The 24,482-nt window shown below is 73.0% G+C and carries 24 protein-coding genes; 12 read left to right on the top strand and 12 right to left on the bottom strand.

The window, feature by feature from the left end; translation table 11 throughout:
- The first annotated feature begins 262 nt into the window (after nucleotides 1–262).
- The 4 genes from egtA to egtD are packed head-to-tail and all read left to right on the top strand — an operon-like array spanning nucleotide 263 to nucleotide 4,615.
- Nucleotides 263–1,555 carry an ergothioneine biosynthesis glutamate--cysteine ligase EgtA gene (egtA, locus tag AC3ET3_RS24905; RefSeq protein ID WP_435612919.1) on the top strand — a complete coding sequence of 431 codons (1,293 nt, stop codon included), beginning with the start codon at nucleotides 263–265 and terminating at the stop codon, nucleotides 1,553–1,555.
- Nucleotides 1,552–2,868 (top strand): ergothioneine biosynthesis protein EgtB, encoded by a 1,317-nt coding sequence (gene egtB / locus AC3ET3_RS24900; RefSeq protein WP_435612918.1) that lies wholly within the window; start codon nucleotides 1,552–1,554, stop codon nucleotides 2,866–2,868. Before egtA ends, egtB begins: the two co-directional genes overlap by 4 nt.
- On the top strand, nucleotides 2,868–3,656 hold the full coding sequence (gene egtC, locus AC3ET3_RS24895; protein ID WP_432136721.1) for an ergothioneine biosynthesis protein EgtC: 789 nt from the start codon (nucleotides 2,868–2,870) through the stop codon (nucleotides 3,654–3,656). Before egtB ends, egtC begins: the two co-directional genes overlap by 1 nt.
- Complete coding sequence (egtD, locus tag AC3ET3_RS24890; protein WP_432136722.1) at nucleotides 3,653–4,615, top strand: L-histidine N(alpha)-methyltransferase; 963 nt, start codon at nucleotides 3,653–3,655, stop codon at nucleotides 4,613–4,615. The genes egtC and egtD overlap by 4 nt, the downstream gene beginning before the upstream one ends.
- A 54-nt stretch (nucleotides 4,616–4,669) precedes the next feature.
- Here egtD and AC3ET3_RS24885 read toward each other — a convergent pair whose 3' ends face one another.
- Nucleotides 4,670–5,971: an extracellular solute-binding protein gene (locus AC3ET3_RS24885; RefSeq protein ID WP_435612917.1), complete on the bottom strand. Its 1,302-nt coding sequence runs from the start codon at nucleotides 5,969–5,971 to the stop codon at nucleotides 4,670–4,672.
- Nucleotides 5,972–6,186: 215 nt separating this feature from the next.
- Here AC3ET3_RS24885 and AC3ET3_RS24880 point away from each other — a divergent pair, with 215 nt between their 5' ends.
- A complete protein-coding gene (locus AC3ET3_RS24880; protein ID WP_435612916.1) occupies nucleotides 6,187–6,402 on the top strand; it encodes a dodecin in 216 nt (71 codons plus the stop codon).
- A 13-nt stretch (nucleotides 6,403–6,415) separates the two neighbouring features.
- Here AC3ET3_RS24880 and AC3ET3_RS24875 read toward each other — a convergent pair whose 3' ends face one another.
- Entirely contained in the window at nucleotides 6,416–6,907 is a 492-nt protein-coding gene (locus AC3ET3_RS24875) for a phosphatase domain-containing protein (protein WP_432136725.1), read from the bottom strand.
- Nucleotides 6,908–7,104: 197 nt separating this feature from the next.
- Between AC3ET3_RS24875 and AC3ET3_RS24870 the strand changes: the two genes are divergently transcribed.
- Complete coding sequence (locus AC3ET3_RS24870) at nucleotides 7,105–8,118, top strand: LLM class flavin-dependent oxidoreductase (protein ID WP_435612915.1); 1,014 nt, start codon at nucleotides 7,105–7,107, stop codon at nucleotides 8,116–8,118.
- Nucleotides 8,119–8,197: 79 nt separating this feature from the next.
- On the opposite strand, the gene AC3ET3_RS24865 is transcribed toward AC3ET3_RS24870, so the two are convergent.
- The 5 genes from AC3ET3_RS24865 to AC3ET3_RS24845 form a co-directional block, all read right to left on the bottom strand.
- Entirely contained in the window at nucleotides 8,198–9,094 is an 897-nt protein-coding gene (locus tag AC3ET3_RS24865) for a lysophospholipid acyltransferase family protein (protein WP_435612914.1), read from the bottom strand.
- On the bottom strand, nucleotides 9,091–9,873 hold the full coding sequence (locus AC3ET3_RS24860) for a GNAT family N-acetyltransferase (protein ID WP_432136728.1): 783 nt from the start codon (nucleotides 9,871–9,873) through the stop codon (nucleotides 9,091–9,093). Before AC3ET3_RS24860 ends, AC3ET3_RS24865 begins: the two co-directional genes overlap by 4 nt.
- A gap of 256 nt (nucleotides 9,874–10,129) precedes the next feature.
- A complete protein-coding gene (locus tag AC3ET3_RS24855; protein WP_432136729.1) occupies nucleotides 10,130–10,879 on the bottom strand; it encodes a succinate dehydrogenase/fumarate reductase iron-sulfur subunit in 750 nt (249 codons plus the stop codon).
- Nucleotides 10,876–12,822, bottom strand: a complete 1,947-nt coding sequence (locus AC3ET3_RS24850) for a fumarate reductase/succinate dehydrogenase flavoprotein subunit (RefSeq protein ID WP_435612913.1) — start codon at nucleotides 12,820–12,822, stop codon at nucleotides 10,876–10,878. Before AC3ET3_RS24850 ends, AC3ET3_RS24855 begins: the two co-directional genes overlap by 4 nt.
- A gap of 1 nt (nucleotide 12,823) precedes the next feature.
- Nucleotides 12,824–13,495, bottom strand: coding sequence for a succinate dehydrogenase (locus tag AC3ET3_RS24845; protein WP_432136793.1), 672 nt, complete (start codon nucleotides 13,493–13,495; stop codon nucleotides 12,824–12,826).
- 131 nt (nucleotides 13,496–13,626) lie between these two features.
- On the opposite strand from AC3ET3_RS24845, the gene AC3ET3_RS24840 reads away from it, so the two are divergent.
- Nucleotides 13,627–14,511, top strand: a complete 885-nt coding sequence (locus tag AC3ET3_RS24840; RefSeq protein ID WP_432136731.1) for a LysR family transcriptional regulator — start codon at nucleotides 13,627–13,629, stop codon at nucleotides 14,509–14,511.
- A 249-nt stretch (nucleotides 14,512–14,760) separates the two neighbouring features.
- Here AC3ET3_RS24840 and AC3ET3_RS24835 read toward each other — a convergent pair whose 3' ends face one another.
- The 3 genes from AC3ET3_RS24835 to AC3ET3_RS24825 form a co-directional block, all read right to left on the bottom strand.
- On the bottom strand, nucleotides 14,761–16,941 hold the full coding sequence (locus tag AC3ET3_RS24835) for a putative bifunctional diguanylate cyclase/phosphodiesterase (protein WP_435612912.1): 2,181 nt from the start codon (nucleotides 16,939–16,941) through the stop codon (nucleotides 14,761–14,763).
- Nucleotides 16,938–17,750: an SAM-dependent methyltransferase gene (locus AC3ET3_RS24830; RefSeq protein WP_432136733.1), complete on the bottom strand. Its 813-nt coding sequence runs from the start codon at nucleotides 17,748–17,750 to the stop codon at nucleotides 16,938–16,940. The genes AC3ET3_RS24835 and AC3ET3_RS24830 overlap by 4 nt, the downstream gene beginning before the upstream one ends.
- A 218-nt stretch (nucleotides 17,751–17,968) precedes the next feature.
- On the bottom strand, nucleotides 17,969–18,952 hold the full coding sequence (locus AC3ET3_RS24825; RefSeq protein ID WP_432136734.1) for an SCO0930 family lipoprotein: 984 nt from the start codon (nucleotides 18,950–18,952) through the stop codon (nucleotides 17,969–17,971).
- Nucleotides 18,953–19,303: 351 nt separating this feature from the next.
- On the opposite strand from AC3ET3_RS24825, the gene AC3ET3_RS24820 reads away from it, so the two are divergent.
- The 3 genes from AC3ET3_RS24820 (at nucleotide 19,304) to AC3ET3_RS24810 (ending at nucleotide 21,411) form a co-directional block, all read left to right on the top strand.
- Nucleotides 19,304–19,924, top strand: a complete 621-nt coding sequence (locus AC3ET3_RS24820; protein WP_435612911.1) for a hypothetical protein — start codon at nucleotides 19,304–19,306, stop codon at nucleotides 19,922–19,924.
- A gap of 22 nt (nucleotides 19,925–19,946) precedes the next feature.
- The gene (locus tag AC3ET3_RS24815) at nucleotides 19,947–20,711 is read left to right on the top strand and encodes a bestrophin-like domain (protein ID WP_435612910.1); all 765 of its coding nucleotides are present in this window, start codon (nucleotides 19,947–19,949) and stop codon (nucleotides 20,709–20,711) included.
- Between the two features lie 187 nt (nucleotides 20,712–20,898).
- Nucleotides 20,899–21,411: a hypothetical protein gene (locus tag AC3ET3_RS24810; RefSeq protein WP_432136737.1), complete on the top strand. Its 513-nt coding sequence runs from the start codon at nucleotides 20,899–20,901 to the stop codon at nucleotides 21,409–21,411.
- 41 nt (nucleotides 21,412–21,452) lie between these two features.
- Here AC3ET3_RS24810 and AC3ET3_RS24805 read toward each other — a convergent pair whose 3' ends face one another.
- On the bottom strand, nucleotides 21,453–21,965 hold the full coding sequence (locus AC3ET3_RS24805) for a hypothetical protein (RefSeq protein ID WP_432136738.1): 513 nt from the start codon (nucleotides 21,963–21,965) through the stop codon (nucleotides 21,453–21,455).
- Nucleotides 21,966–22,300: 335 nt separating this feature from the next.
- Between AC3ET3_RS24805 and AC3ET3_RS24800 the strand changes: the two genes are divergently transcribed.
- Complete coding sequence (locus AC3ET3_RS24800) at nucleotides 22,301–22,975, top strand: class F sortase (RefSeq protein ID WP_432136739.1); 675 nt, start codon at nucleotides 22,301–22,303, stop codon at nucleotides 22,973–22,975.
- 45 nt (nucleotides 22,976–23,020) lie between these two features.
- On the opposite strand, the gene AC3ET3_RS24795 is transcribed toward AC3ET3_RS24800, so the two are convergent.
- A complete protein-coding gene (locus AC3ET3_RS24795) occupies nucleotides 23,021–23,863 on the bottom strand; it encodes a polysaccharide deacetylase family protein (protein ID WP_432136740.1) in 843 nt (280 codons plus the stop codon).
- Nucleotides 23,864–24,001: 138 nt separating this feature from the next.
- On the opposite strand from AC3ET3_RS24795, the gene AC3ET3_RS24790 reads away from it, so the two are divergent.
- Nucleotides 24,002–24,475 carry a universal stress protein gene (locus AC3ET3_RS24790; RefSeq protein ID WP_432136741.1) on the top strand — a complete coding sequence of 158 codons (474 nt, stop codon included), beginning with the start codon at nucleotides 24,002–24,004 and terminating at the stop codon, nucleotides 24,473–24,475.
- Nucleotides 24,476–24,482 lie beyond the last annotated feature (7 nt).

Raw genomic sequence — 24,482 nt, 5'->3', positions numbered from 1 at the left:
CCCCGTGGATGCCATGGGCGCGCGCTCCCCCGTCGTGCTCATGAACGCATCGTGAGCGATCCTGGACATGCGGTGCAACAGAGTTTCCCGGACCCTCGACCCCACGAAACCGCCGGGGAACGGACAGGAAGGACGGATGTGACGGGTCCGGAATGCACCGTTGTGCACCCTTGTGCGAATCGGCACGAGGGTCTTGGGTGGGACGGGTGTGCCTCACCCGGGCCCGGGCGACGGCCCATCGCGACCCATGGAGGATCCCGACATGTCCGATTCCGCGCGTGACTGTACGGAGCCCCGCACCGCGCTGACCGAGGCGGAGGTGGAGGCGTTGGTCCGGGGCATCTGCTTCAAGACCGGCCCTCCGCGCACCCTCGGTGTCGAGGTGGAGTGGCTGGTCCACGAGCGGCGCCGTCCGTGGGACCCGGTGGCACCCGAACGACTCGAAGCGGCCTACGCCGCGCTGCGGAACGTACCCCTGAGTTCGGCGCTCACCGTCGAGCCCGGCGGCCAGCTGGAACTCAGCTCGTCGCCCGCCTCCTCGCTGACCGGCTGTGTCACCGCGGTCGCCGCCGACCTCGCCGCCGTCCGCGCCGTCCTGCGGGAGCGGGACCTGGCCCTCGCCGGGATCGGCACGGATCCCTGGCACCCTCCCCGCCGGTTCCTGCGCCAGCCGCGCTACGACGCCATGGAGGCGTGCCTGGACCGCACCGGCCCGGCCGGGCGCGCCATGATGTGCACCTCGGCCTCCGTGCAGGTCTGCCTGGACGCCGGGCACGAGGAGCCGGGCCCGCTGGGGCACACACGGCGCTGGTGGCTCGCGCACACCCTCGGCGCGGTCCTGGTGGCGGCCTTCGCCAACTCCCCGCTGCTGGGCCACCGGCCCACCGGATGGCGTTCCACCCGGCAGTTGCTGTGGACGGAGATCGGCGCCGGGCGCGCGGGCGCACCCGCCCTGGACGGCGATCCGCGCACCGCCTGGGCCCGGCACGTGCTGGACGCCCCGGTGATGTGCGTACGCCGCCGGTCCGGCCCGTGGGAGGTGCCCGACGGGCTGACCTTCCGGGAGTGGATCCGGAACGGCTCGCCGACCCGCGCCGACCTCGACTACCACATCACCACCCTGTTCCCGCCGGTCCGCCCCCGCGGCCATCTGGAGCTGCGCATGATCGACGCGCAGCCCGGCGAGGACGGCTGGATCGTGCCGCTGGCGGTGACGGCCGCCCTGTTCGACGACCCGGCCGCCTCCGAGACCGCGTACCGCGCCGTGAAGCCGCTGGCCGAACGCGCGCTCGGCGAGCCGGCCCCGCACAATCCACTGTGGCGGGACGCCGCCCGGTACGGCCCGGCCGATCCGGAGCTGCGGGAGGCCGCCGTCACCTGCTTCGCCGCGGCCCTCGACGCCCTGCCCCGGCTCGGCGCGGGACGTGCGGTCCTGGACGCCGTGGCGGCGTACCAGGACCGCTATGTCCTGCGCGGCCGCTGCCCCGCCGACGATCTGCTCGACCGCCTGCGCGGCACGTCCGGTCGCGCGCACGGGAAGGACATCCGCCCATGACCGAGCCCGCCTTCGACGCCGAGTCCCTGCGCGAGCAGGCGCTCACCACCCTGACCACCGCACGCGCGCGCACCACCCTGCTGACCAGTTGCGTCGAGGACCCGGACCTGACCGCCCAGCACTCACCGCTGATGTCCCCACTGGTGTGGGACCTGGCCCACATCGGCAACCAGGAGGAGCAGTGGCTGCTGCGCGCGGTCGGCGGTCGGGAGGCGATGCGCCCGGAGATCGACAGCCTCTACGACGCCTTCGAGCACCCGCGCGCCGAGCGGCCCTCGCTGCCGCTGCTGCCGCCGGAGGAGGCCCGCACGTACGCCGCCGAGGTGCGCGGCCGGGTCCTGGACGTGCTGGCCTCGGCCGACTTCCACGGCACCCGGCTGACCGAGGCCGGGTTCGCCTTCGGCATGATCGCCCAGCACGAGCAACAACACGACGAGACCATGCTGATCACCCATCAGCTGCGCCGGGGCCCGCAGGCCCTGACCGCGCCCGACCCCGACCCCGCACCGCTGTTCACGGGACCGTCCGAAGTCCTGGTGCCCGGTGGGCCGTTCAGCATGGGCACCTCCGCCGAGCCGTGGGCGCTGGACAACGAGCGCCCCGCCCACCAGGTCGACGTGGCGCCCTTCCACATCGACACCACCCCGGTGACGAACGGCGCCTACCAGGCGTTCATCGAGGACGGCGGCTACGACGACGAGCGCTGGTGGACGCCGGAGGGCTGGGCGCACGTGCGGCGTGCCTCGCTGCACGCGCCGCTGTTCTGGCGCCGCGACGGCAGGCAGTGGCTGCGCCGCCGGTTCGGCGTCACCGAGGTGGTGCCACCCGACGAGCCGGTGCTGCACGTGTGCTGGTACGAGGCGGACGCCTACGCCCGCTGGGCGGGGCGCCGGCTGCCCACCGAGGCCGAGTGGGAGAAGGCGGCCCGGTTCGACCCGGCGACGGGGGGCTCGATGCGCTACCCGTGGGGCGACGCGGACCCGGCGCCCGAGCACGCCAACCTGGGCCAGCGTCATCTGCGTCCGGCCCCGGCGGGCAGCTATCCGGCCGGCGAGTCGCCGCTCGGCGTACGGCAGTTGATCGGTGACGTCTGGGAGTGGACGGCGAGCGACTTCCTGCCCTATCCGGGGTTCCGGGCGTTCCCGTACAAGGAGTACTCGGAGGTGTTCTTCGGCCCCGACTACAAGGTGCTGCGCGGCGGTTCCTTCGCGGTGGACCCGGTGGCGTGCCGGGGCACCTTCCGCAACTGGGACCATCCGGTCCGGCGGCAGATCTTCTCCGGCTTCCGCACCGCACGCTCGGGGTCCGTCTGATGTGCCGTCATATCGCTTACGTGGGCGACGCGGAGCCGCTCGGGCGGTTGCTGGTCGAGCCGCCGCACGCCCTGTACCGGCAGTCCTGGGCGCCCCGGCGGCAGCGGTACGGCACGGTCAACGCCGACGGGTTCGGTGTGGGCTGGTACGCCGAGGGCGACCCGGTGCCGGCCCGCTACCGCCGGGCCGGGCCGGTGTGGGCCGACCTGTCCTTCGCCGATCTGGCCCGGGTCGTACGGACCGGGGCCCTGCTGGCCGCCGTACGGGACGCCACCCTGGCGGGGGCCGACGCGGAGGCCGCTGCGGCCCCCTTCGCCGCGGGGCGGTGGCTGTTCAGTCACAACGGCGCGGTGCCCGGCTGGCCGGGATCCCTCGCGCCCCTCGTACCCGCGCTGTCTCCGGCCGACCTGCTGTCCATGGAGGCCAGAAACGATTCGGCGTTCGTGTGGGCGCTGCTCCTGGCCCGGCTGCGAGCGGGCGACGAGGCGGGGCGCGCCATGGCCGACACGGTGCGGGAGGCCGCCGCGGCGGCTCCCGGCGCACGCCTCAACCTGCTGCTCACCGACGGCGAGACGATCACCGCGACGGCCTGGGGCGACACCCTGTGGTGGTTCGCCGAGCCCGGCCGGCGCGCGGTGGTGGCCTCCGAACCCTACGACGACGACCCCGCCTGGCATGAGGTCCCCGACCGCACGCTGCTCACCGCCAGCCGCACCGAGGTGTCGCTCAGCCCGCTGAAGGATCCCGAGGACCCGGCACCAGCACCACGCAAGGAGCCCCGTACGTGAGTCCGTTCCATGTCACCCGTACCCTGCCCGAGGACGCCACGGATGCCGCGCTGCGCGCCGATGTGCAGCACGGCCTGACCACGAGTCCGAAGACCCTGCCGCCGAAGTGGTTCTACGACGCGCACGGCAGCGAACTCTTCGAGCGGATCACCGAGTTGCCGGAGTACTACCCGACGCGCGCCGAGCGGGAGATCCTGCTGGACCGCGCGGACGAGGTCGCCGCGGCCTCCGGTGCCCGCACCCTGGTCGAGCTGGGTTCGGGCTCGTCGGAGAAGACCCGTCTCCTCATCGACGCGCTGACCGGCCTGCGGGCCTATCTGCCGGTCGACGTCAGCGAGAGCGCCCTCACCCAGGCCGGCCGGGCCCTGGCCGCCGAGCGGCCCGGGCTGGAGGTCCACGCCCTGATCGCCGACTTCACCCGGCCGCTGCGGCTGCCCGACGCGCCGGGGCCGCGCCTGGTGGCCTTCCTCGGGGGCACGATCGGCAACCTGCTGCCCGCGGAGCGGGCCGCGTTCCTCGCCTCGGTGCGCGCCCTGCTCGCGCCGGGCGACGCGCTGCTGCTGGGCACCGACCTGGTCAAGGACGAGGCGGTGCTGGTGCGGGCGTACGACGACGCGGCCGGGGTGACGGCGGCGTTCAACAAGAACGTCCTCACCGTCATCAACCGCGAGCTGGGCGCCGACTTCGATCCTGGCGGCTTCGAGCACGTGGCCCTGTGGGACGCCGACGCCGAGTGGATCGAGATGCGGCTGCGGGCCCGCACCGCGCAGACCGTGAAGGTGCCGGCGCTGGGCCTGGCCGTCGACTTCTCGGCGGGCGAGGAACTGCGCACGGAGGTGTCGGCGAAGTTCCGGGAAGCCGGGGTGCGCACCGAACTGGCCGCCGCCGGACTGGCACTGACCCACTGGTGGACGGACGCGGCGGGTCGCTTCGCGCTGTCGCTCAGCACGGTGCGCTGACGTCCGTCCGCGGCTGTCCGGTCCGCCGGGTGAGCTGCCCGTCACCGGGTCCGCTCACCCTGCGGACACCCGCAGCGCCTCCGTGATCCGGCCGGAGGCGCGGCGGGCCTCGGTCAGGGGGTCGGCTCCGGCGAGCACCTTCGTCATGTACGTCTTGATGGGGTTGTCGGACTCGACGGCGGCCCACTCGGGTGTGCTGGGGGTCGCCCGGCCGCGCGCGGCTCCCGCCGCCATGGCCGCGGCTCCCTCCTCGCCGGCGACGGCCTCGGCCAGACCGGCCTTGTTCGGCACGTAGTTCATGGTGCGGGCCAGTTCGGTGTTCCACTTCTCGCCGGTGAGCGCGGCGACCACGGCGATGGCGCCCTCGCGCTCGTCCGTGTCGCGCGGGATGATCAGGTCGGACCCGCCGGTGAAGACGGGGCCGGGCGCACCGGCGGTGCGGCCGGGGACGGGGAAGAAGCCCAGTTTGCCGTCGAGGCCGGGGTTCTGCCGTACGACGGCCTGGGCCGCACCGGGCACGGCGATGATCTGTGCGACCTCTTCGGAGGCGAACACCCCTGCCTGGGGCGGGTGTTCCTCGTCGGCGTCGGCCGGGCCGTCCCCGAGGGCCTGCAGCCGCCGGTAGAAGTCCATGCCGCGCAGCGCGGCCGGGCTGTGCAGGGCGCCCTGCCAGCGGCCGCCCTCCTCGGTGGCGAGTTCCCCGCCCTCGTCCCAGACGAAGCCGGCCAGCGTGTACCAGTCCTGTCCGGCGAGGTAGATCCCCTGGGTGTCTCCGGTGTCGAGCCGTTCGGTGAGGTCGAGCCACTCCTCGCGGGTGCGCGGCGGGGCGTCGACGCCGGCCCGGGCGAAGAGGTCCTTGCGGTAGACGACCACCCGGTTGGCGGCGTACCAGGGGATGCCGTACTGGTGGTTGCGGAGCTGTCCGGGTTCGGCGAGGCCGGGCAGCCAGTCGGCGCCGCCCCAGTCGCGCGCCGACTCCAGGGTCAGGTCGAGGAGCCGGCCGTGGTCGACGTAGCGGGGTACCTGGGTGTTGCCGACCTCGATCACGTCCGGCGCTCCCGCTCCGTCGTCACCGTCCCCACCGTCCTCGTCGCCGTCGGCGCCCGCCTTGTCGCCGGCCAGGACCTGGTCGACCTTCTCCCCGATGCCGGTCCATTCCTGGATGCGGATGTCGAGGTCGATGTGGGTGTGGTCGCGTTCGAAGTCCTCGGTGAAGCGGTCCAGGAACTCCTGCGAGGCGCTGCCCTTCATCAGCCAGACCGTGACGGTGTGCCGGTCGGTGCCCGTCGGCAGGACACCGCAGGCGGTGAGGAGGGAGGCGGACACGCATACGAGGGCGAGGAGGCGACGTCTCACGGGGGTCCTTGTTCTGGCCTGGAGGACAGGGGTGCGGGGCCCGACGTGGGGGACGAGCGCGGTGCTCGAACGGGTGGGCTGGATTTTGGTATGGACCAATCGGAAGGTCAAGGGTTACCGAGGGTCGCCGCCCGACGTCTCGCGGGAGGCCGCAGGTTGGGGCACGGTGGAGTGACGTGTGACACAGGGCGTGTGACACGGGAGAGGAGCACTCCATGTCGAACCACACCTACCGGGTCACCGAGATCGTCGGCACCTCGCCGGACGGGGTCGACCAAGCCATCCGCAACGGCATCACGCGGGCGTCGCAGACGCTGCGCAATCTGGACTGGTTCGAGGTGACCCAGGTACGGGGCCAGTTGGAGGACGGCGACATCGCCCACTGGCAGGTGGGCCTGAAGGTGGGCTTCCGCCTGGAGGAGACGGACTGAGCCCGCGCGGCCCTCAGGTCCGCCCCTCCCCCTCCTGAGCCTGCCGCAGGGCGCCGGACGGCCTGGCCCAGTCCGCCCGCACGACGGTGAAACCGGCGCGCTCGGCGTCATCGCATACCAGCGGGTCGTCGTCCACCAGGACGCGCACCTCACGTGTGCGGGCGAGCCGGCGCAGGATGTCCAGCTTGGTGCGCCGGGCCGGCCGGCGGTCGTCGTCGCGGCGCATGTACACCGGCCCCTCGGGCAGCCCGTGCCCGCTGAGCCAGGCCAGGGTGTCGGGCCGGCAGCGCTCGGGGCGTCCGGTCAGGTAGACGACCTCGCACTCGCGGGCCCTGTCCACCGCGAGGGCGATGCCCTCGGCGAGCGGCGGGTCCTGGGGCGCGGCCGCGAAGAAGGCGTTCCAGTCGCGGGGGCGGCGCTCCAGGAACCGCTGGCGGTGCGCTGTGTCGGCGAGGGTGTTGTCCAGATCGAACACGGCGATCGGCCGCTTGGCGCTGTCGGTCACAAGGCCCACCCTATGGGGGGACGCCCGCCACGCCCCGCGCGTGCCGGTCACCGTCGACGGCGTGCACCGCCCGGTCCCGCAGCACTTGGCCGGCGTCTACGAGCGCGGTCCGCCGCGGCCCCGGAGCGCGACCGGGCTCGTGATTCCCGGCGGGCGGCCGCCGGGAATCACGAGCCCGTGCCGCTGTTGAACCCGTCATGAGTTCCGCGATCGCCACGACCCGCTTCTCCGTCCTCGACCGCTCCCGCGTGCGCGAGGGGCGCCCCCCCGGCGAGGCGCTGCGGGAGACGGTGGGGTTCGCCCGGGAGGCGGAGGCGCTGGGCTATCACCGGTTCTGGGTGTCGGAGCACCACGGCGTGCCCGGGGTCGCCGGTTCCGCCCCGACCGTGCTGGCCGCCGCCGTGGCCGGGGCCACCCGCGCCATCCGGGTGGGCACCGGCGGCGTGATGCTGCCCAACCACCGGCCGCTGGTGGTGGCCGAGCAGTTCGGGGTGCTGGAGTCCCTGTTCCCGGGCCGGATCGACATGGGACTCGGTCGCTCGGTGGGTTTCACGACCGGCGTGCGCCGGGCGCTCGGCCGCGACAAGGGCGCCGCCGAGGACTTCGCCGCACAGGTCGAGGAGCTGCTCGGGTGGTTCAGTGGCACCTCCACCACCGGTGTCCACGCGCGGCCCGCCGAAGGGCTGGCCGTGCCGCCGTTCGTGCTGGCGATGGGCGAGGGCGCCGGCATCGCCGCCCGCGCCGGACTGCCGATGGTCATCGGGGACCTGCGCGACCGCGACCGGCTGCGGCGCGGCATCGACGGCTATCGCGCCCGGTTCCGCCCCTCCCCCTGGGCCGCCGAACCGTACGTCGTCGTCTCCGGTACCGTCGCGGTCGCCGAGAACCCCGAGGCGGCCCGGCGGATCCTCGTCCCCGAGGCGTGGTCGACGGCGTACGCGCGCACCCACGGCACCTTCCCCCCGCTGCGGCCCGCCGAGGACATCGAGCGGCTTTCGATGACCCACAGGGAACGCGAGCTGTACGAGGCCGCGCTCACCGGTCACATCACCGGCACCGAGGAGCAGGTCGCCGACGAGCTGGAGACCCTGCTGAAGGAGACGGGCGCCGACGAGGTCCTGGTCACCACCAGCACCCATGACCGCGGGGCGCTGCTGGACTCGTACCGGCGGCTGGCCGGCCTCGTGCGCCGGAGCCGGACCGCGCGGTGATGAATTCGAGGACCCGCAGCTCACGGCCGGTCGGGAGTTGTTCCCCGTCATGCACAGCTCCCCGCGCCCCCTTACCAGGTCACGCGGCTTCGCGCGCCCCGCGACGCCGCGGGTGGCGGGTCGTCGGCGGGGCGACGGGCTGTCGGTGCGGTCCGGGGCGCGCGGACGTGTCCTCGCCGGGCGCGCGGTTCGTCGCGGCGCCTCCGGTGACGGCGCGCTGGGCCGCTTCCGCCAGAGCGCGGCGGGACCGGTGGGCGCCCGGGGGGATCGTGGGGCGTATGTCGGCCTCGGCGACCAGGTCGCGGGCGGTGACCACCCGCCACACCGAGGTGAGCAGGGTGTCGTCGCCGAGGAAGGCGGGCAGGGTGGTGGCCGGGCCGTCGCCGAGCCGGTAGCGGATGCGGACCGGCTGGACGGGGACGCCCGCGTCGAGGGCGGCCTGGAAGGCCGCCCGCCGGAAGCGGCCCTGGGCGCGCCCGCACCAGGTGCTGCCCTCCGGGAAGACCCCGACCGCCGCACCGGACCGCAGGGCGTCGGTGAGGCGGGCGACCGTGCCGGGCAGGGCGCGCAGCCGGTCCCGGTCGATGAACAGCGCCCCGCCGCGCTGGGCGAGCGGCCCCGCGAGCGGCCAGTCGCGGATCTCCTTCTTGGCCAGCATGCGCGCCGGGCGCACGGCCGCCAGCAGCGGGATGTCCAGCCAGGACACGTGGTTGGCGACCAGCAGCAGCCCGCCGGTGTCCGCAGCGGCGCCGGTGATCCGGACGCGCAGGCCCGCGGCCCGCACGATGCTCCGGCTCCAGGCACGCACCCACCGGGCGGGGAGGTGCCCGCCGAACGGTGCCAGCGCGATCCCGGCGAGCAGCAGCAGGAGTACGGCGGTGAGGCGGGCCACCGCCCGGGGCGCGGCCCCGGCCCGGCGCGCCGGGTCCAGGCACGCCCGTGGGGTGCAGGGCGCGGTGGGCAGCCAGCCGCTCATCGGCCGGTGGCGGGGACGAGGGAGAGGAAGTGCCGCAGATAGCGCGCGTTGACCCGGCGCATCGACAGCAGCACGTACAGGTCGGCGACCCCGAAGTCCGGGTCGTGGGCGGGCTCGCCGCAGACCCAGGCTCCGAGGCGGAGGTAGCCCCGCAGCAGTGCGGGCAGTTCGGCGGGGGCCGCCGGCGCGGACGCCTCCGCCGGGAGCCACGGCAGCCGGGGGCGCACCCGGAACTCCTCCGGCGCCAGGTGCTTGGCACGGACCCGGTTCCAGGTCGCGGCGGCGAGGGCGCCGCCGTCGGCGAGCGGCAGGGAGCAGCAGCCGGCCAGCCACTCGTGACCGCCGTCCACCATGTAGCGGGCGATGCCGGCCCAGATGAGGCCGATGACGGCGCCGTCGCGGTGGTCGGGGTGGACGCAGGAGCGGCCGACCTCGACCAGGTCCGGGCGGATCGCCGCGAGCGGGCCGAGGTCGAACTCGCCCTCCGAGTACAGCCGTCCGGCGACCGCGGCGCGCTCCGGCGGCAGCAGTCGGTAGGTGCCGACGACCTGTCCGGTCGTCGTGTCGCGGACCAGCAGGTGGTCGCAGTAGGCGTCGAAGGCGTCGACGTCGAGGCCGGGCTGCGGGGTGGTGAGCAGGGCTCCCAGCTCCCCGGCGAACACGTCGTGCCGCAGCCGCTGGGCGGCGCGCACGTCGTCCTCGTCGCGGGCGAGGGTGACGGTGTAGCGGGTGGGGGCGACGCTCTGCTGGGGACGGTCGAGGGTCGAAACGCCGGTCATGGCTGCTCCTGGTCACGGTCCTGGGGCGGCGAGCGGTGCCGCCGCTCCAGTTGTGCCGACGCCGGTTGGCGGGCATGTGACCGTGGCCGGGAGGGGGGATGTGGGGTTGTTGAACGGCGCGGGCACCGGCCGGCCGGGGTCGGCGCTTCGGGGCGCGGGGCGGCGAGGGGCACCGGCAACGAGACGGGGCCGGGGATGAGCACCACTCCCGGCCCCGCCCGCCCGCCGTCGGTGGCGAACGCCTCGCGCGTGGCGGCTACCGCTTCGCCGCCTTCCGGGTGGCACGCAGCCACTCCCTGTTCATCTGGGTGATCGACATCAGGGGGATGTCCTTGGGACAGGCGGTCGCGCACTCGCCCGCGAGGGTGCAGCCGCCGAAGCCCTCCTCGTCCATCCGCGCCACCATGTCCAGCACCCGGGTCTCGCGCTCGGGCGCGCCCTGCGGCAGCACGTTGAGGTGGTTGACCTTCGCCGAGGTGAACAGCATCGCCGCGCCGTTCGGGCAGGCCGCCACGCACGCCCCGCAGCCGATGCACTCGGCGTGCTCGAACGCGTGGTCGGCGTCGGGCTTGGGCACCGGTGTGGCGTGGGCCTCGGGTGCGGCTCCGGTCGGGGCGGTGATGTAGCCGCCTGCCTGGATGATCCGGTCGAACGCGGACCGGTCCACGACGAGGTCCTTGATCACCGGGAAGGCGGCGGCCCGCCACGGCTCGATGTCGATGGTGTCGCCGTCCCGGAAGGATCGCATGTGCAACTGGCAGGTGGTGGTGCGCTCGGGGCCGTGCGCGTCACCGTTGATGACGAGGGAGCACGCGCCGCAGATGCCCTCGCGGCAGTCGTGGTCGAAGGCGACCGGGTCCTCGCCCTTGAGGATGAGTTCCTCGTTGAGCGTGTCGAGCATCTCCAGGAAGGACATGTCGGGCGAGACGCCGTCCACCTCGTACGTGGACATCGCGCCGTCGGCGTCGGCGTTCTTCTGCCGCCAGACGCGCAGGGTGAGCTTCATGCGTAGCTCCGCTGGGTGGGGTGGACGTACTCGAAGACCAGGTCTTCCCGGTGCAGCACGGGCGCCTCGCCGGTGCCGGTGAACTCCCAGGCGGCCGCGTACGCGAACCGGTCGTCGTTGCGGGCCGCCTCGCCGTCCGGGGTCTGGGACTCCTCGCGGAAGTGTCCGCCGCAGGACTCGGTGCGGTGCAGCGCGTCGAGGCACATCAGCTCGGCGAGTTCGAGGTAGTCGACGACGCGGTTGGCCTTCTCCAGGGACTGGTTGAACTCCTCGCCGGTCCCGGGGACCTTGACGCGCCGCCAGAACTCCTCGCGGATCTGGGGGATGCGCTCCAGCGCCTTGCGCAGGCCGGCGTCGCTGCGGGCCATGCCGCAGAACTCCCACATCAGTTCGCCGACCTCCCGGTGGAAGGAGTCGGGGGTGCGGTCGCCGTCGACGGCCAGCAGCAGGTTCAGCCGGTCGTGGGTCTCGGCGAGCACCTCCTGGACGACGGGGTGTTCGCCGGTGACCGTCTCCTGGTGCGGGTTGCGGGCGAGGTAGTCGTTGATCGTCGCCGGCAGCACGAAGTAGCCGTCGGCCAGGCCCTGCATCAGCGCGGACGCGCCGAGCCGGTTGGCGCCGTGGTCGGAGAAGTTGGCCTCGCCGATCGCGAACAGGCCGGGGATGGTGGTCTGCAGGTCGTAGTCGACCCACAGGCCGCCCATCGTGTAGTGCACGGCCGGGTAGATCCGCATCGGGACCTCGTACGGGTCCTCGTCGGTGATCCGCCGGTACATGTCGAAGAGGTTGCCGTACCTGGCCTCGACGGCCTTGCGGCCCAGGCGTCGGACGGCGTCGGCGAAGTCGAGGTAGACGCCCTGGCCGCCGGGGCCGACGCCGCGGCCCTCGTCGCAGACGTTCTTCGCGGCGCGGGAGGCGATGTCGCGCGGGACGAGGTTGCCGAAGGACGGGTAGATGCGCTCCAGGTAGTAGTCGCGCTCCTCCTCCGGGATCTCGCTCGGCGGCCGGTGGTCGCCCTTGGCCTTCGGCACCCAGATACGGCCGTCGTTGCGCAGCGACTCGCTCATCAGCGTCAGCTTGGACTGGTGGTCGCCGGTGCGCGGGATGCACGTCGGGTGGATCTGGGTGAAGCAGGGGTTGGCGAAGTACGCGCCGCGCCGGTGCGCCCGCCACACGGCGGTGGCGTTGGAGTTCATGGCGTTGGTCGACAGGTAGAAGACGTTGCCGTAGCCGCCCGAGGCCAGTACGACGGCGTCCGCGAAGTAGGTGTCGATCCTGCCGGTGATCAGGTCCCGGGCGACGATGCCGCGGGCCCGCCCGTCGACGACGATCAGGTCGAGCATCTCGGTGCGCGGGTGCATCTCGACGTTGCCCGCGGCGATCTGCCGGGACAGTGCCTGGTAGGCGCCGAGCAGGAGTTGCTGGCCCGTCTGGCCGCGGGCGTAGAAGGTGCGGGAGACCTGGACCCCGCCGAAGGAGCGGGTGTCGAGGAGGCCGCCGTACTCGCGGGCGAAGGGCACGCCCTGGGCGACGCACTGGTCGATGATCTCCACGGAGATCTGCGCGAGGCGGTGCACGTTGGACTCTCGGGCGCGGAAGTCACCGCCCTTGACGGTGTCGTAGAACAGCCGGTGGACCGAGTCGCCGTCGTTGCGGTAGTTCTTCGCCGCGTTGATGCCGCCTTGTGCGGCGATGGAGTGGGCGCGGCGCGGGGAGTCCTGGTAGCAGAACTGAACGACGTGGTAGCCCTGTTCGGCGAGGGTGGCACCGGCCGAACCGCCGGCCAGGCCGGTGCCGACGACGATGACGGTGTGCCCCCGCCGGTTGGCGGGGTTGACCAGCTTGGCCTCGAAGCGGCGCTTGTCCCAGCGCTCGTGGATCGGGCCGGCCGGGGCCTTGGTGTCCGTGACCGCTTCGCCGGTCGTGTAGTCGGTGTAGGGCATGTCAGCTCACCACTCCGGTCATGACGCCCACGGGGACGGCGACGAAGCCGGCCGTGAGCAGCAGCGCGAGGACGTTCGCGACGGTCTTCAGGGCGCGGTCGCGGCGGCGGCTGCCGACGCCGAGGGTCTGCGCGGCGCTCCAGAAGCCGTGCCGGACGTGCAGGCCGAGGGCGAGCATCGCGACGATGTAGACGACGTTGCCGTACCAGGTGGAGAAGGTGTCCACGACGTTCTGGTACGGGTGGCCCTCCTGGAAGCCGCCGGTGTGCACGGTGCCGGTGGTCAGGTCCAGGACGTGCCAGACGATGAACAGGCCGAGAATGATCCCGCCCCAGCGCATGGTGCGCGTGGCGTAGCTCGCCCGGGGCTTGCGGTGCACGTACCTGCCGGGGCGCGCCCGGAGGTCGCGGCGGCTGAGCTGGTAGGCGGAGACGGCGTGGGCGACGACCGCGACGATCAGCACGACGCGGACCAGCCACAGCGTCCACTCGTAGTGCATGAACGGTTCGCCGACGGTGCGCAGCCAGTGCCCGTAGTGGTTGAACTCCTCGGCCCCGAAGAAGATCTTCAGGTTTCCGATCACATGGGCGACCAGGTACAGCAGCATGATCACACCGCTGACGGCCATGACCGTCTTCTTGCCGACGGTGGAGTCCCACACGGTGCGTGCCATGGACGGCCGTCGGTCCGTCCGCGTTGCCAGTGCCATGGGACGAGACGGTAGGGCCGAACGGCCCCATCGGTCCAAGACATGGTCCAGCTCGTTTCCATAGCTGTTCCCTATGGTCCCTCTATGATGGGCGGGTGCAGTTCCAGCAGCTCCAGTACTTCGTCGCGGTGGCCGAGACCCGGCACTTCACCCGGGCCGCCGAGCTGGTGCACGTCGCCCAGCCGTCGCTGTCGCAGCAGATCAGGACCCTGGAACGGGATCTCGGCGCGGATCTGTTCCTGCGGGCCCGCGGCAACATCACCCTGACCGACGCGGGCGAGGCGCTGCTGCCACTGGCGCGGCGGATCCTCGCGGACGCCGAGACGGCCCGCTACGAGGTGCGGGAGCTGGTGCAGCTGCGCGGCGGGCGGGTGCGGCTCGGGGCGACGCCGAGTCTGTGCACGGGCCTGCTGCCGGATGTGCTGCGGGCCTTCCACGACCGGTACCCCGGCGTGCAGCTGATGATCGAGGAGTCCGGCTCCCACGACCTGGTGCGGGAGCTGGCCCGCGGGGCACTGGACCTGGCGCTCGTGGTGCTGCCGCTGCCGACGCCCTCGCCGGCGCTGACCACCGTGGAGCTGCTGCGGGAGGACCTGGTGGTGGTGTCCTCACCGGAGGCACCCCGGCCGGGGCGCGGGCGGCGTGCGGTGCGGATCGCCGATCTGGAGGGTGAGCGGCTCGTGATGTTCCGGCACGGCTACGACCTGCGGGAGCTGACCGTCGCCGCGTGCCGTTCCGCGGGGTTCGAACCGGCTTTCGCGGTGGAGGGCGGCGAGATGGACGCGGTGCTGGGTTTCGTACGGGCCGGGCTGGGGATGGCCGTCGTACCGCGCATGGTGGCCGCGCGGTCCGGTCGCGGGCTGCGAGTGACACCGCTGGCCCGGCCGGGACTGCACCGCACGATCGCCCTGGCGCACCGCAGCGACGTGGCTCCGCCACGGGCGGCGCGGGAACTGCAGCGGATGCTGCTCGAACGCTGAGGGGCCGTCGCTGCCCGGCACCGTGCACAGGCGCTCCTCGCCGGGCCCCGCCTCCGGACGGTGTCTTCCCGCACCGACCCGCAGCACCGGCGCCCGGCGCCGACCCGCAGCACCGGCGCCCGGCGCCGACCCGCAGCTCCGGCTCCCGGCTCGTCGAGCCTCGGCGCCCACCCGCTCGGCGTGGTCCCGGCACCGGGCGCATCACGCGGCGCGGCCGCGCCCGCCTACGGCCCCGCGCGCCTTCCGGGGTCAGCCGGTGGCGTCCGCCAGGGCGAGTTCGTGCAGGCGCTCCGGGGGGCCGGGCCGGGCGTAGTACCAGCCCTGGGCGGTGTCGCAGCCCAGTATCCGCAGCTGCTCGGCCTGCGCTCCCGTCTCCACACCCTCCACGGTCACCGCGAGGTCGAGGCTGTGCGCGAGGGAGACGATCCCCTCCACGATCTTGAGGTCGACGGGGTCGGCGGGGAACTGCTGCATGCCCTGGGTGAAGGAGCGGTCCAGCTTGAGCACGCTGACCGGCAGGCGGCGCAGGTTGGCGAGGTTGGAGTAGCCGGTGCCGAAGTCGTCGAGGGCGATGTCCACGCCCATCTCCGCCAGCCGGCGCAGGGGCTTGAGCAGATCGTCGTCGGCGCCGATCAGGGCCGACTCGGTGACCTCCAGGCACAGGGCGCGCGGTTCGACCCCCGTGCGTTCGAGGATGTCGACCGTGTCCTGGACCAGGCCGGGGTGGGTGAGCTGGCAGGGCGAGAGATTGACGTTGATGCGCAACGGGCCGCTCTGCGCGGTGCGTTCCTGCCACTCCTTCGCCTGGCGCACCGACTGCTCCAGTACCCAGCGGCCCAACGGAACGATCAGACCGGTGTGTTCGGCGAGCGGGATGAACCGGTCGGGGCCGAGCACGCCGTGCTGCGGATGCAGCCAGCGCACCAGCGCCTCCGCACCGCGCACACTGCCGTCGCCGAGGTGGACCAGCGGCTGGTACTCGATGAAGAACTCGCCGCGCTCCAGCGCGGTCGGCAGCGCCGTCGTCAGACCGTGGCGGGTGATCGCCCGGGCGTCGGCCTCCGGGTCGGCCAGCTCGAAGCGGTTGCCGCCCGCCGACTTGGCCCGGTACATGGTGATGTCGGCGCTGCGCAGCACCTCGGCCGCGCTGCGCTCGCCCGCCGCGCCCTCCACGATGCCGATGCTGCCGCGCACGGTCAGCTCGCGGCCGTCGATCCGCACCGGCGCTACCAGGGCGTTCATGATGCGCGCCGCCAGTTCGTCCACCTCGCTGCGGGCCTGCGGTCCGGTGGTGAGCGCCACGAACTCGTCGCCGCCCAGTCGCGCCACCATCTCCCCCGGCGCGGTCGCGCAGGACTGAAGCCGGTCGGCCACCTCCACGAGCAGCCGGTCGCCGGCCGCGTGGCCGAGGCTGTCGTTGATGGTCTTGAACCCGTCCAGGTCGAGGTAGCAGAGCCCGAAGCGCTGTCCCTCCCCGGCGCCCAGGACCTTCTCCAGCCGCTCGAAGAACAGGGTGCGGTTGGGCAGGCCGGTGAGCGCGTCGTGGGTGGCCTCGTAGCGCAGCCGGAGGTTGAGCAGCCGGCGCTCGGTGGTGTCCTCCATCAGCGCCAGCTGGTACTGCGGGTTGCCGTCGGCGTCCCGCAGCAGGGAGACCGTCAGGTTGGTCCACAGGACCGTTCCGTCCGGGCGGTAGAACGCCTTCTCCACGTGGTAGTGCTCGCGTTCGCCGCTCACCAGCTCGTCGTAGAGCTTCCAGACCTGCGGGGCGTCCTCGGCGTGCGTCCAGTCCGTGACGTTGCGGCCCCGCAGGATCTGCTCGGAGCCGCCGAACATGCGCAGCAACGCCCCGTTCACCTCCAGGACATGGCCGGACAGGTCGGCGATGGCGATGCCTATGGCCGCGCCCTCGAACACCGCCCGGAACCGCGCCTCACTGGCGTGAAGGGCCTGCGCCACCACGCCCTGGGCCTGCAGCGCGGCCCGGGCGATGGTCTCCTGCTCGGCCAGCGTCCGCTCGCGCAACCGCTGCGCGAACCCGGCGGCCATGGCGTGCTGCAGCCGGGAGGAGCGGGTGCGCAGGTCCTCCAGCACGCGCTCGCCCGGGGGCCGCTCCGCCGGCGAACCGCTCTCTCCGGCACCGTCCTCGCCGCAGTAGAGCACCAGGTAGGCGTCCACGCAGTCGAGCGCGCGGCTGAGCGCCTCCGGGTCGGTGCAGTGCGCGCCCACCAGGGCGGCACCCACCGCCCGGCCTTCCTCCGCGTCGAAGGTCCGCGCGAGCAGCGCCTCGCGCAGCCGCCGGGCGAGCGGCAGCAACAACGCCTCGAACTCCGGCCGGGTCAGCGACGTCGAGGTCACCGGGAACACCGCCCGGCTCCAGATCGTCGCGAACCGGCGCAGTCTGTCCTCCGGACCGTCCGGCTCCGCGCTCACGCCGTGATCCCCACGCCGGCGAAACCGGAGAAGGCATACGGATCCTCGTCCTCCGGTGCCGTCTCCGGACGCCAGTGCGGCATCGGCACCAGTCCCGGTTCCACCATCTCGTACCCCTCGAAGAACCGCGCGACCTCGTCGCGCGAACGCATGATCAGTGGGTTGCGAATGTCCTTGTATACGTCCACCGCGCCCTCCGCCCGCCCGGGCGGGAGCGGGATTCCCTCGTACGAGGCATGCGTGAGGATCAGCAGGCTGCCGGGCGCGAGTGCGTCGCGCAGCCGTGCGACCGCCGTGTGCGGGTCGTCGTCGTCCGCCACGAAGTGCAGGACGGCGACGAGCAGCAGGGCGACCGGACGGTTCAGGTCGATCAGCCGCTCCACCTGAGGGCTGGTCAGAATGTCCTGGGGCTTGAGCAGATCGGCCGCGAGGACGTCCGCGGCGTCGTTGCCGGCCAGCACGGCCTGGCTGTGGGCCACCGCCACCGGGTCGTGGTCGACGTAGACGACGTGCGCTGAGGGGCTGGCGGCCTGGGCGACCTCGTGGACGTTGCCGAACGTGGGGATGCCCGAACCGATGTCCAGGAACTGGGTGATGCCCTGTCCCGCCGCGTACCGCACCGCGCGGCGGGTGAACGCCCGGTTCGCCTGCATGATCTTCGGCAGTCCCGGCATGAACTCCATCGCCTTGCGCGCCGCTTCGCGATCCACCTCGAAGTTGTGCGAACCACCCAGGAAGTAGTCGTAGATGCGCGAGACGCTAGGCACCGAGATGTCGATGCTCCGGGGGGCCCAGGCGGGACGCTCCATCTATCTCTCCAAGGCGTAGGCGATCCGGTGTTCGAGCTGAGGCTACTGATCGCCTGCCGAACGGGCGAGCGGAACCGGAAATTGACCATCCGTTCCCGGTCACCACCTGCGGCCGGTCCGGGCGCGGATACGCGTCCGCCCCCTCCGTGCGGCGCGGAGGGGGCGGACCGTGGGCCGGCGTCGGCGGGCAGTCGCGAGGATCAGCCCTGGGGAGGTGATCAGTTCTGCCCGGGCGCGCCGACCGGCTTGCCGTCGGGGCCCACGGCGAACCATGCGCCGCCGACTCCCTGGCCGTTGATGTCACCGGGCGCCTTGTCGCCCGCGAAGGTGTACAGCGGTACGCAGTCGATGGTCTGCTGCTTGAGGCCGTCGGGGCGCTTGAAGACGACGTAGCCGCGGTTGGCGGTGGACCCCTGAAGGTCGATGCCCTCGGTGTTCTTCGCGTCGACCGGCCCGACGACGGGCCACTTGTCGAGACACGCGCCGGTGCACGCGGTCTTCATGGGCCACTGGGAGTCCTTCATGAACCGGTAGACGGTCATGCCCTTGGCGTCGACGACGATGTCGCCGAGGTTCGGGTCGTTGCGCACCGAGAGTCCGGGCAGTTCGGCGGCCTTGGTCGCCTTCTTGCCGTCGGGTGCCATGGCGAACCACTTGTTGTTCACGCCCTGGCCGCTGATGTCACCGGCGTTCGCGTCCTTGGCGTAGTAGTAGGCGGGCCAGCCGCCGATGGTGAGCTGCTTGCTCCCGTCGGTGCGGGTGACCTCGCCGAGCAGCGACTTGTCGATGCCGTCGGCGGCCGAGACGTCGTCGGCGGGCACCGGCGGCCACGCGGTGGCGCACTGGCCGTCGCAGTTGGACTTCGGCGGCTCCGCCGTGTCCTGGTCGAAGCGGTAGAGCGTCTTGCCGCTGCCGTCGGTCAGGATCTTGCCCAGCTCGGCGTTCACGGTGACGGCCAGCTCTCCGGCGGTCCCGCCCTGCGCGCCGGTCCCGGGGCTCGCGCTCGCTCCGGCGCCGGCACCGGTTCCGGCCCCCGCGCCCACTCCGGTGATGCCGCCCGTGATACCGCCGGTCACCGGGGCCGTGGCGCCCACGTTCTGGCTGGCCGCCGAGCTGCCGCCTTCCTGACCGCACGCCGTCGTCAGCGCCAGCACGACCGCGGCACTCGCCACGAGAGAGGCGTTCCGCCAGGAGGTGTTCATCCTCAACTCCCCGATCTTCGCAAGGTGTTGCGGGCGCCCTGCTGCGCCGCCGCACGGCACTGGGTACGGACGGCGGGGGGCCGGGTGTTCAACGGCGGCGGGAATTCTTTTTCACCGCCACCGCTCCAGGCCCCTTTCGGCCCCCGCCACCCCCGTGCGCCGGGCACCCGCCACTCCCGCGTTCCGGGCCCCACCACATCCGGTAGTCGCTCCTCCGCCGCCACAGCCGCCTCGTACGTGCGTGCGCCTCCCGGGCCGTGGGAGCGCGCAACGATCAAACCCGTGCGCGTGGACTTCCTCCGATCGGGCCAATCCGGGCGCTGAGGCCGCCAGCGGCGCCGGGGAGACCGCATGATCTTGGTCGTGCATGCTCCCGAACCGATCCGACTCGCCTTCGTGACCCGGGCGTTGGTGGTGCTGGGCGCGGTCTGGACCCTGGTGGGCGCACCGGCCGGGGTGGCGGCCGCCGACGCCTGTGCCCATGCCTCGACCGGCCCGGGCGGTACCGAGGCGTGGGCCGTCGCGGGCGACGGCACCTGGCCGGCCCCGCCGTCGTGCCCGCCCCCGCCGCCGCCACCGTGCCCGGAGCCGACACCCACCCCCACACCGGACCCGCCCCCACCGCCCCCTCCCCCGCCGAAGCCGAGCCCCACACCCACCACCGCGCCGAAGCCCTCCGCACCAAAGCCGAGGAACCCGGCACCGAGGCCGGCGCCCACCCCCGAGCCGCCTCCCCCGCCGGCGCCCGCCACACCACCGGCCCGACTGGCACCCGCCCCGCCACCACCGCCACCACCACCGGCTCCCACGCCGACGCCCACCCCGCGCCCCGCCGCGAAGCCGGTGAGCTACCCGGCCTACCACGCCCCGCCGCCGAGGCGGCAGACGCGCCGCACCCCGTCGCCGCTCACCTACGTCCTGCTCATCACCGTGCCCGCCATCGCGGCCGTCGCCGCGCTGCGGCCGCGCTAGCCGCCGTACCAGGAGGCATCCCTTGCCAGAATGGCTTGTTCTGACCCTCGCTATGGCCGCCGTGGGCGCGGTGGTCATCGTCGTCACCCTCGTGCGGCACAAGCGGGCCGCCGAGGACGAGGACACCTCGGAGACCCCCGACGTCATCGAGTACATGACGATGTGGATCGGGGTGGTGTACGCCATCGTGCTGGGTCTGGCCATCGCGGGCGTCTGGGAGGCCCGCAGCGCCGCCGAGGACCACGTCCAGGCGGAGGCCCAGGCGCTGCACGAGATCTCGGAGCGGGTGCGGGTCTACCCGGCCGACGTACGTGAGCGCATTCGGGACGACGTCAACGCCTATGTCGGACACATCCTGACGAAGGAGTGGCAGTCGATGGCCGACACCGGGGAGGCGACGGACCGCGGCGACCAGCTCTTCCGGACCATCCGGGTCGACGTCACCGACTACGAGCCGCGCACGGACTTCGAGGCCCAGGCCTACCAGCCTCTGATGGACCAGGTCGCCGCCGCCGACCAGGCGCGCACCGCGCGGGCGGACTCGGCGGATCCGACGATGCCGGGCGTGGTGTGGTTCGGGCTGATCATCGGCGCAGTGGTCACCATCGGCATGGTGTTCGCGCTGCAGATCCGGCGCACGCCGCGGGAGCTGATCCTCGCCGGGCTGTTCTCCGCGCTCATCGCCTTCCTGCTGTTCCTGATCTGGGACTTCGACGCCCCGTACAGCCGGGGGATCACCGCGTCGCCGGAGCCGTTCACCCTGCTCTTCCCGCACATCGAGGGGTGAGGGGGGAGAGCGGGGCGGTAAGCGTGCGGAGGGCGACGTTCCCCTGTGCGGCCCACAGGTGTGCCCCATTCGCCCGACTGCGATCGCGGGGCCGCACACACGTTCCTTACGTTTCGGTCATCGAGGTGCATTTCCGACGCAAGCGGAACAGGTCCGCAGCTGCTCCTCGGGGACCGGAGGATTCACCATGCGCGCGATACGCGTCGCTTCGGCCGCACTGCTGGGCCTGACCGCCCTCACCTTGTCCGCACCGGCCGCCGTCGCCTCCGACGACGTCACGCCGTTCGGCTTCAGCGTCATGCCGTCGACCGTCGCGGCCGGCGGCCAGGTCACCCTGCACGTGAACCGGGACGGCGACGGCTGCAGGGGGCCCGTGACGGTGTCGTCGGCCGTCTTCGACACGGTGCGGATCCCGGCCAGGCACACCACGGCGACGGCGACCGTGGACCGGGACGCCCGTCCGGGGGCGGTCTACCTGGTCACCTTCGGCTGCGCGCGGGCGAGCGGGTCCACCAGCCTCACCATCGCGGGCGGCCACCCTCAGCCGTACCCACCGCACCGGGGCGTGCACGCCGGTGCGGGCGGCAGCATCGCCGGGTTCGACCTCAAGGAGATCGGCCTGGGCGCGGCGCTGGTCGCCGGGTCGCTGGGCGTGGCGTACCGCTTCGCGCGCGGGCGCGCGGGTGAGGGCGGAGCCTGACGACGGCGCCCGCTGAGAACGCTTCTCGGCCCGGTGAGCCGTCAGGCGCGGCGCTCGGAACGGCGCCGCATCCAGAACAGACCGCCGCCGAGGAGCGCCGCCGCGACGAGTCCGCCGCCGATGGCCATGTCGGTCGGCGTGGCCCCGCTGGAGCTGCTGCCGCCGAGACCTCCCTGGACACCACCGATGACGGTGAAGGCGGCCGGGCGGGTCAGCGTGCCCCGGTTGGTGCAGTTGACGGTGATGTCGTAGGAGCCGGGCCGGGCGTTGCTGTTGACCGTGGCGGTTCCCTTGGCGGTGTGGTTCGCGCCGTTGATGGGAGTCAGGGTGGTCGCCGGGAAGGCGTTCGACGTGGCGGTACCGCCCTGGGGGCAGTTGTCGACGGTGATGGTCAGCTGGCCGCCGCGGGCGATGACGCTGGGCAGGGCCACGATGTTGCTCGGGCCGGAGCGGCCCGGGCCGCCGGGCATGCCGTCGGCGACGGCGGCGGGGGCGGCGAGGCCGAGGACGGCCACCGCGGCGGCCGAGGCCGCCAAGGCACGAGTGGTTCGCATGTGATCCTCCGCGGAAGGCGCCCCGGGACCCGTCCCCGGTCGATCGGCGAGAAAGCACCTCCCGGATAGACCCTCAGATGCCGCGCGCGGGGCCGCATTTCGGGAATGGTCCGTCCTGGTGAGCCGACACACCGTACGAAATGCGCACTGTCGGATATCGTCGCAGGTCACGGACCGTCAGAAAATTCTGACCGGGGGCAACTCGGATGGCGCACCGGGCTCGCTTCGGACCACCCGTTCGCCGCCGCACCCGTCGCCGCTTCCGCCCACTGCGCTTAGCGTGCTCGTATGCGCGATAAGGATGCGGCGACGGCCGTGTCGAAAGGGGATGGCGAATGTCCGGATATGAGCTGTCCGAATGGGCTGAAGAGGAGGAGCGGCCCAAGAAGCGCGCGCCCTGGGGCGTGATAGCGCTGGTGCTGTTGACCGGCCTCGCGCTCATCCGGAACGGGTCGGGCGAATTCGACGTGGGCCCGCCGCAGCCCGCCTCCGCGGCGGCCCCGGACAGCCGTACCGCCCCGGGCAGCACCCTCGGCCGGGCACCGGACCCGCTGCCGTACGGTGTGCCCGACCGGGTGCGCATCCCCGCCATCCAGGTGGACGCGCCGATCATGGCGGTAGGGCTGGACGCCGCCGGCTGGGTCGCCGCGCCGCCGCCCGAGGACCCGAATCTGGCCGGCTGGTTCACCGGGGCGGTGTCGCCCGGCGAGAAGGGCACGGCGGTCGTCGTCGGCCATGTCGACAATCACCAGGGCCCCGCCGTCTTCTACGGGCTCGGGGCGCTGAAGAAGGGCAATCGCGTCGAAGTGGCGCGCAAGGACGGAAAGACCGCGGTCTTCGAGATCTACGGCATCGAGGTGTTCGAGAAGAACAACTTCCCCGGTGACCGTGTCTACGGCTCCAAGGGCACGCCGGAACTGCGGGTCATCACCTGCGGTGGCGGTTTCTCCAAGACCAATGGCTACGACGGGAACGTGGTGGCTTTCGCCCGCCTGACCGAGGTCCGCTGAGCGGCCCCGGCCCGGCGGGCGGATTCCCGGATTCCCGGATTCCCGTCAGGCGGGCACCCGGCGGGGCACATCGATGTGGTACCCGGAATCCAGCAGTTGCGGCAGATAACGGCGCAGCGCCCGCACGCTCTGCGAGCGGTCGCCCCCGGCGTCGTGCGAGAGCACCACGACGCCGGGGGCGGCGCCGTCGGCCACCCGGTCGACGATGGTGCGGGTGCCCGGGGTGGTCCAGTCGAGGGTGTCGACGGTCCAGGCCAGCGGCTCCATGCCCAGCTCGGCGCCGAGCTGGAAGGCGGCCCGGTTCCAGGCCCCGTAGGGGGCGCGGAACCACGCGGGCCGCTCGCCGTAGGTGGACTCGATGATGTCGCTGGTGCGCTCCATCTGGGAGCGGATCTGGCGGCGGCCGAGCCGAGTGAGCAGGGGGTGGGACCAGGTGTGGTTGCCGACCACATGGCCCTCGTCGGCCATCCGGGCCAGCAGATCCGCGTTGTCGCCGACCATCTCCCCGCACACGAAGAACATCGCGCGCACGTCGTACTCGGCGAGGGTGTCGAGGATTCCGGGGGTGTAACGGCGGTCGGGTCCGTCGTCGAAGGTCAGCACCATGGTGCGGCCGCGGCCGGTCATCCGCAGCAGGGGTTCGTGGCGGACCGTGAGGTGTTCGGGCGCGGTCTGCGGCGGCCCGAATCCCGTCATCGGTCTCAGGCGGTAGGCGGACGGCTTCAGCGGGGCGCCGCGGGGGGCACCCGCGGCGGGCCCGGCAGGGGAGCGGGGTGCGGTGCCGCCGGTGCCGGAGGCGAACAGGCCGGCGGCGCCGGCCGCCGCCCCCACCGCCGCGGCGCCGGCGAGCAGGGCCCCGCGGCGCGTGAGGAACTGATCCTTCTTCATGAGTCATCAGTCGCCCGGCGGGCCGTCGGCGCACCACCGCGACACCGGGGTGGGGGCATGATTGCACCCGGCTGGCGCAACACCCGTGGTGAGGGCGGGGCGGTCAGCGCCGCTCACGGGTTCGGATAGCCTCGGGGCGTGACGGAACAGCACTCTCAGCAGCCCGCACAGCGGTTCGAGCGGGGGACGGACGGGCCCAAGGTCATCCTGGTCGGGGTCGACGGATCGGACACCTCGATGCGGGCGGCGGCGTACGCCGCGGGGCTGGCCCGGCGACAGCGGGCGCTGCTGGCCGTGGTGTACGTGCAGCCCGTGATGGCGGCCGGGATGGCGCTCGGGGCTCCGGTCGCGGACGCCACCGACCAGGTCGCCGAGGATCTGGTGGCGGAGATCCGGGAGGCGGCCGAGCGGTTGCGGGGGCTGTTCGAGGTCCGCTGGGAGTTCCACACGTTCCGCGGGGACCCCTACTCGGGCCTGGTGAAGGCCGCGGAGGAGCTGACGGCCGACGCGGTGGTCGTCGGCGCGTCCGAGCAGGCCGGTCACCGCATCGTCGGCTCGGTCGCGGTGCGGCTGGTGAAGGCGGGACGCTGGCCGGTGACGGTGGTGCCGTGACCGGCCG

Source organism: Streptomyces sp. bgisy159 (assembly GCF_057707805.1).
This window is presented reverse-complemented; position numbering and strand designations above follow the sequence as displayed.